At 71.8% G+C, this 6,000-nt stretch carries 6 protein-coding genes; 4 read left to right on the top strand and 2 right to left on the bottom strand.

Annotation, left to right across the window (positions count from 1 at the left end; genetic code table 11):
- The first annotated feature begins 397 nt into the window (after nucleotides 1–397).
- The 3 genes from VT52_RS09115 to VT52_RS09105 all read left to right on the top strand — a co-directional run bounded on the left by VT52_RS09115 (nucleotide 398) and on the right by VT52_RS09105 (nucleotide 2,729).
- Nucleotides 398–730, top strand: coding sequence for a YidH family protein (locus VT52_RS09115; RefSeq protein ID WP_206306470.1), 333 nt, complete (start codon nucleotides 398–400; stop codon nucleotides 728–730).
- Between the two features lie 215 nt (nucleotides 731–945).
- Nucleotides 946–2,253: an MFS transporter gene (locus VT52_RS09110; protein WP_053055650.1), complete on the top strand. Its 1,308-nt coding sequence runs from the start codon at nucleotides 946–948 to the stop codon at nucleotides 2,251–2,253.
- Between the two features lie 77 nt (nucleotides 2,254–2,330).
- Entirely contained in the window at nucleotides 2,331–2,729 is a 399-nt protein-coding gene (locus tag VT52_RS09105) for a DUF6234 family protein (RefSeq protein ID WP_046425759.1), read from the top strand.
- Between the two features lie 32 nt (nucleotides 2,730–2,761).
- Here the strand turns inward: VT52_RS09105 and VT52_RS09100 are convergent, their stop codons facing one another.
- Nucleotides 2,762–4,027, bottom strand: coding sequence for an MFS transporter (locus tag VT52_RS09100; RefSeq protein WP_053055655.1), 1,266 nt, complete (start codon nucleotides 4,025–4,027; stop codon nucleotides 2,762–2,764).
- Between the two features lie 198 nt (nucleotides 4,028–4,225).
- Here VT52_RS09100 and VT52_RS09095 point away from each other — a divergent pair, with 198 nt between their 5' ends.
- Nucleotides 4,226–5,119 (top strand): hypothetical protein, encoded by an 894-nt coding sequence (locus VT52_RS09095; RefSeq protein WP_046425764.1) that lies wholly within the window; start codon nucleotides 4,226–4,228, stop codon nucleotides 5,117–5,119.
- A 36-nt stretch (nucleotides 5,120–5,155) separates the two neighbouring features.
- On the opposite strand, the gene VT52_RS09090 is transcribed toward VT52_RS09095, so the two are convergent.
- On the bottom strand, nucleotides 5,156–5,782 hold the full coding sequence (locus VT52_RS09090) for an RNA polymerase sigma factor (protein ID WP_079174944.1): 627 nt from the start codon (nucleotides 5,780–5,782) through the stop codon (nucleotides 5,156–5,158).
- Between the last annotated feature and the right edge of the window lie 218 nt (nucleotides 5,783–6,000).

Here is a 6,000-nt window from a genome sequence, read left to right as displayed (position 1 = left end):
ACCCGCGAGGTTAAACGCCAAGCTTAGCTATCGCCTGATTTGTCGGCCACAGGGGAATCGCGCGGATCTGAGCACGGTGCCGGACGGCGGGCACGGCTGCCCTGTCGGTCCTAGGCTGGGAGGCATGGCAGGTGAACGATATGTCTGCCCCGCCTGCGGGCGGTCCGTGGCGGAGGCCGTCCGGCCGTACAAGACCCTGGGCGTGTGGGTGCCGGTACGGGGGCCCGGTCCGTGCCGGAATCCTGAGTGCAGACTGTTCGCCCGCGTGCTCGGTGGTCGCCGTCGCCGGGAGGGGCTCGCCCGGAGGAAGAGCGGATAGGCCCCTGGACGTCCCACGGAATCAACCCGCCCCGGGCCACCGGATCGGTGCGCGCCGGCGATCGGCGCCCGCGGGTGGGTGACCGCACAGATGGGAGGCGGGGTGGGCGGGCGCAAGCCGGACGGTGTCACGCCGAAGCCGAGCGGCAAGGCCTCGGACTACCTCGCCGACGAACGCACCTATTTGGCGTGGCTGCGCACGGGCATCGCGGTGGCCGGCCTGGGTGTGGCGATCGCCAAGTTCGCTCCGCACCGAGGGGTTCACGCCGTGGCCTCGGGCGCGATCCTGGTCTTCTGCGGCCCTCTGGTCAGCTCCTACGGAACGTTCCGGTACCGCTCGGTCGGCCGGCAGCTGGATTCCGGCCACTTCGTTCCGGCGAGGTCCGGCGTGATCACGGCGGCGACCTGGTGACGGCTCTGGCCGTGGTCGCTGTCGTCGTCCTGCCGTGAGGAACCCGGCACCGGGCCGAGGCGCGGCCGGGAGCGGTCGGCCCCACCCCGCGGACGCCTGCCCGACGACCGGTACGGTGAGCCGCCTCCCGGATCGGGGCGGGATGAGGTTAGCGTCACGCCCATCATCGACCTCCCTGGAATTCCCAGGAGTTCACGACGGCGGGGGGAGTCCGCGTGCCGGGACCCGTGGCCGGGACGCCGCCGCTGTGGCGGAACCGGGACTACAACGTGTGGTGGAGCGGCTCGGCCGTCTCTCAGCTGGGCAGTGGAGTGAGTCAACTCGCCTGTCCGCTACTGGTCCTGGGTGGTACGGCATCCGCCTCGTCCACGGGAATCGTCGCGGCCTGCGCGAACATCGGCTACCTGGGTGCCGCCCTGCCGGCCGGGGTGGCGGCCGACCGCTTGTCGCGGCGGGCCCTGCTGATCGTCTCTTCGGCCGTGCAGTTGGTCCTCATGGCGGCCGTGGGGCTCGCCGTGGCCGGCGGACACGTGTGGGTGCCGCAGATGGCCGTCACCGCGCTGGTGCAGGGAGCCATGTCGGCGGTGCACGCGGCGGCGACGACTCCGTCCCTGCGCCGCATCGTTCCGAATGGTCAGCTCAAAGTGGCTTTTGCCAGGGAACAGGCGCGTGACATGGGGACGCAACTGGCCGGTTCGCCGCTCGGTGGACTGCTGTTCGGTCTGGCGCGGTGGCTCCCGTTCGCGTTCGACGCGGTGTCCTACCTCTTCGTCGCGCTTGCCGCGCTGCTCATCCGCACTCCTCTGGGACCCGACCGAGCGCAGGAGAAGGGCGACGGGCCCACTTCCGTGCGCCAGGACGTGGGGGAGGGCCTCCGGTTCCTGCGGCGGGACTCGTTCCTCCGGTTCCTTCTGCTGTGGGCCGCCCTGTCGAACTGCACCCTGGCCGGTCTGGCCTTCATGTTCGTGGTGGCGCTGCGGCGCCACGGCGCATCGGCGGCGGTCGTCGGCGCCTCGGAATCGCTCGTCATGGCGTACGGTCTGCTGGGCGCGCTGGCCGCGGGCAGGATCGTGCGGCGGGTGTCGGGCTTCCGGATCGTCGTCACGATGTCCTGGCTCATGGTCGCCGGCACGCTCGGCGTCGCCGCCCTCACGGCCCGGCCCTGGCCGGCCGCGCTGTGCTTCGGCAGCCTGGTGTTCTTCATGGTTCCGCTGAACGTGACCTTCCAGGCGCGGATGGCGGCGACCGTCCCCGACCGGATCGCCGGCCGGGTGATGACGACGACCTCGATGGCCGCCCAGTCCCTGAAATGGCTCGCCCCGCTGGTCTGCGGCGCGCTGGCCGACCGCTTCTCGCCGACCGCGTCCATTCTCGGCCTCGCCGGCGTGTTCGCGCTGCTGGCAGTGGCAAGTCAGGTGACCCCGGCACTGCGTGGATTCGACGACGGCTCCCATGCCGCGCAGGCCGCACCCGAAGCGGTGACGCCGGGCGAGGCCGGGCGTGACGCGGAGCCCGCGCGGTGAACCGTGCCGGACCGGGGTCCGGCGGCTGAGTAGGGGTACTCATGCGCATCTCCACCGGCCTGCGACACCCTGCACCCATGACCGCCCTCCGCCCAGCCCCGTCACGCCGGCGCCCCTGGTCGCGCCGCACACGTCCCGGCGCGGACCTCGCCCTCGCGATCCCGCTGTTCCTGCTGGAGTCCGCGTGGCTCGTGCTGGACTGGATTTACGGCTACGGCCTGGAGGTATGGGCAGCGCAAGGCAACCGGTCCCAGATCGACGCGGCCGCCCTCGCGCACATCGGGCGGCTACGGGTGCTCCTCGTCGTCGTACTCGTCCTGGCGGTGCTCGCGGCCGTCTTCCGCGCTCGCTGGACCGTGATCGCACACCTGCTGGTGGCGTTCCTGGTGGGCGGATCACTGATGGCCGCGCAGCACGAGTGGGAGCAGAGCCACAGACCGCCGGCCGGATGCGTCCGCTACAGCGCGAATTGCTGAGACGACCGGGCGGGAACCAGCCGGGAAGCGGTCTAACACCGCGGCGCCCGCGAGGAGTCGTGCCTTCGCACGGAGGGCAGCGCCAGTACCACGGCGACTGCTGTCAGCTGCCACAGCACCCCCAGCCCCAGGAGCCGATCCGCTCCCACGACGCCCGACACCGGCCCGGCCAGCGTCAGTCCGAGCGGTCCCAGGGCGAAGGCGCCCAGGCTGTCGAAGGCACTGATGCGTCCGCGGATCCCGGCCGGCACCTCACGCTGGATGACGGTCGTCGTGAGGGTGGTGCACACCGCCGCACCACCCCCCGCGAGGAACGCGGCGGCCGCCACCCAGGCCAGCGGCGCCCGCGCGGCCAGCGCGGCCGCCGGCAACGCCCAGCCGGCGGATGCGGCCATGGACCAGGCGAGTGCCCGCCTGGGGTGCCTGCCGATCAGCGCCGAACCACCGGCGATCGAACCGATGCCGTACAGGGCCAACACCAGGCCCCAGGCCCGCGCGCCGCCGAGCCGTTGCCGGGCGAGAGCCGGTCCCAGTACCAGGAACGGAGCCCAGAGGAGGAGGTTGAAGAGGCTGATGTGGAGGGTCGTGACCCACAACCATGTGCGGGAGACGAACTCCGCCCACCCGTGCGCTAGTTCGGCGAGCAATCCACGGCGGAGCACGGCCGGCGGCGACAGGGGCAGTCCGGCCAGGGCGACGACGCTCACGCCGTAGCTGACCGCGTCGGCCGCGACCACCGAGCCCGCGTCGGAGACCGCGATGAGCAGACCGGCCAGACCTGGCCCCACGACCGAGGCCACGGCCTGGGCGATCTGCAGCACCGCGTTGGCGTCCGCGAGGTCCTCCGCCGGTACGAGACCGGGTACCAGGGCCGTCAGCCCCGGGCCGAACCCTCCCTCACCGATTCCGAGGACCACCGCGAGGACGGCCACCTCCCAGATCCTCGCGCTGTGGGTGAGCAGCAGCGCGGCCAGCACTGCCTGGGAGGCGAACCGGAGCAGATCCGCCGTCAGCATGACCGCACGGGCCCCGAGCCGATCGGTGAGCACTCCGCCGAGCAGCAGCACGACAAGGACCGCGAGAATCCGGGCCGCCATCACCACGCCGACGGCGTCGACCCCGCCGCCGGGCAATCGCAGCACAGCGAAGGCCGTGGCGATGGTGTTCATCCCGGAGCCGAGCAGCGATGTGCTCTGTCCGACGAGGAAACGGCGGAACCGGGAGTGCCGCAGCGCGCGCAGACGGCGAGCGGCCGTCCGGGACGCGGGCGCGGCGGGAGGGCGAGTGCGAAGCGTCATGGGCCCGCACTCTTCCTCCGCCGAGCTATTTCCCGCAAGCGTTTCCAGGAAAGAAGCCAAGTCTTTCACGAGTAATTCTGCGATAGCGTGAAGTGACGCAGTAAATAGCTCGGATTTACTGCAACATGGCTGGTGGTAGGCTCGGTTGTGGAAGAACAGCGTGGCCTTGGGAATGCTCATTTACTGCGGATGGTCAGCATGGGTAAGCGTCAGAGCGACGGCGAGGAAACGCCCCGTCCGGCACCGGTGGAATACGGCGCCGCCGTCGACCGCTACCTCGCCGCGGCCGATCTCGGCAGCGCCTCCCGCCGGGTCTACCGCATCTCGCTGTACGGCTGGGCCTGGCCGCTGGTCGACCGCCGGGCCCCGACCGGTCCTGAGCGCAGGGGCTCGCAGCCGCCCGTCGTTCCCCTTGCCCTGCTCGACGACCCGAAGGCCCCGGAGCGGTTGCGCCGAGGTCTGGACGACCGCGCCGCCGCCGCGCGACCACGCACCCTGGCCCGCGAACTGGCCTGCCTCAGAGCGGCTGCCGCATGGTGGCTCGCGCAGGGCTGGATCACCGCGGACCCGGCGACCGGACTGACGGCGCCGACGCCGTTTCCCGGACCGGCGCACGCCCCCTCCGGTGCTCCCACCGGTGCGGGGGCGACCGCCGCTGCCCCGGATCGGGCCCGCGCCGTCCTGGCTCTGCGGGCTCCGCTCAGGGAGTTGACGCTGTGGCACCTCCTGCACGAGTCGCGAGCCGCCGTCGAACAGGTGCTCGCCCTCGACATCGACCACCTGGATCTGGGCCACCGACGCACCAGGGAGCGGGCGGTGAGGCCCCTGAGCTGGGGGTCGGGCACCGCGCGCCTGCTGCCCATGCTGCTGGCCGGGCGTACCGCCGGCCCGGTGTTCGTCACCGGCCGGCGGGCGCCGGTCACGACGGCGGCGGCCGACCGCTGCCCGCTGACCGGCCGCGGCCGGCTGTCCTACCGCCGGGCCGCGGAACTTTTCAGCACCGCGACGGGACCACTCGATCCGGCCGGCCGGGGGTGGACCCTGCTCGTCCTGCGCGAGCGAGCACCCGGGCAGGGGCCGGCTCCCCGATGACGCCGTGCCGGACGCCGGGCGTTCGAGGGCCGGCGGTCAGCGCAGGGGCGTGAGGGTGTGGGTGAGGGCGGTGAGGGCCCGGTGGGTGTGGGTCTTGACGGTGCCGACGGTCACCTGGAGGAGGGTGGCGATCTCGTTCTGTTTGAGGTCGTGCCAGTGGCGGAGGATGAGTGTCTGCTGCTGGCGGGCGGGGAGTTGGCGGAGGGCTTGGTGGAGGGTGTGGTGGTCGTGGTGCTGGAGGGCGGTGGTCTCCGCCGATAAGACGGTTTCGACGGTGGTGGATCGCGTGTGGTGGTGGATGGTGCGCTGGTGGCGGTGGTGCATGCGGGTGAGGTTGTGGATGGTGGTGCGGAGGTAGGCGGAGGCCGCTTGTTTCTGGTGGAGGTGTTGCCAGCGCTTGCAGAGCTGGAAGTAGGCCTCGGCGACGATGTTCTCGGGGTCGTCGGCACCCAGGCTCGACGCGAGGCGGAGCAGGGAGGTGTACTGGGTCTGGAAGAGCCGGGTCAGGACTGTCTCCCGGTCGCTTTCCTCCGAGCACCGGTCCGGCCCTGGCTCCGGCTGTGTCTTCCGTTCCGGCTTCGGTCGTGGCTGTGCCGTGTCGTCCGTGGACGCGGCCGCCGCTTCGCCGGTGGTTGCGCCTGGTCTGCGTCTGGTGCCGGTCATCAAGTGTTGGCATCCCCTGTTGCGTAGCCGCGTCATGGCACCCGCCCCCGGGTCTCCCCGGCTCCCCGGCCGTCGGGCCCGATCGCCTGCGGGGCATGGCGTCGGGGTGCGGGAGGGAGCGAGTGGCCTTGCGCGCCGTGACGTCGTTCGTCTCTTTGCTGTCGATCCGTCGTGCGGGCCGAGCCGGTGGCAGCGCTGACGCGCCGTCAGCGAGCTGT

Source organism: Streptomyces malaysiense (genome assembly GCF_000980885.2).
GTDB lineage: Bacteria > Actinomycetota > Actinomycetes > Streptomycetales > Streptomycetaceae > Streptomyces > Streptomyces malaysiense.
This window is presented reverse-complemented; position numbering and strand designations above follow the sequence as displayed.

Excerpts from the sequence above, each read along its gene's own strand:
- VT52_RS09105 (WP_046425759.1), top strand. The coding sequence starts at position 2,331 with ATGACCGCCCTCCGCCCAGCCCCGTCACGCCGGCGCCCCTGGTCGCGC.
- VT52_RS09090 (WP_079174944.1), bottom strand. The coding sequence starts at position 5,782 with ATGACCGGCACCAGACGCAGACCAGGCGCAACCACCGGCGAAGCGGCG.
- VT52_RS09095 (WP_046425764.1), top strand. The coding sequence starts at position 4,226 with ATGGGTAAGCGTCAGAGCGACGGCGAGGAAACGCCCCGTCCGGCACCG.
- VT52_RS09100 (WP_053055655.1), bottom strand. The coding sequence starts at position 4,027 with ATGACGCTTCGCACTCGCCCTCCCGCCGCGCCCGCGTCCCGGACGGCC.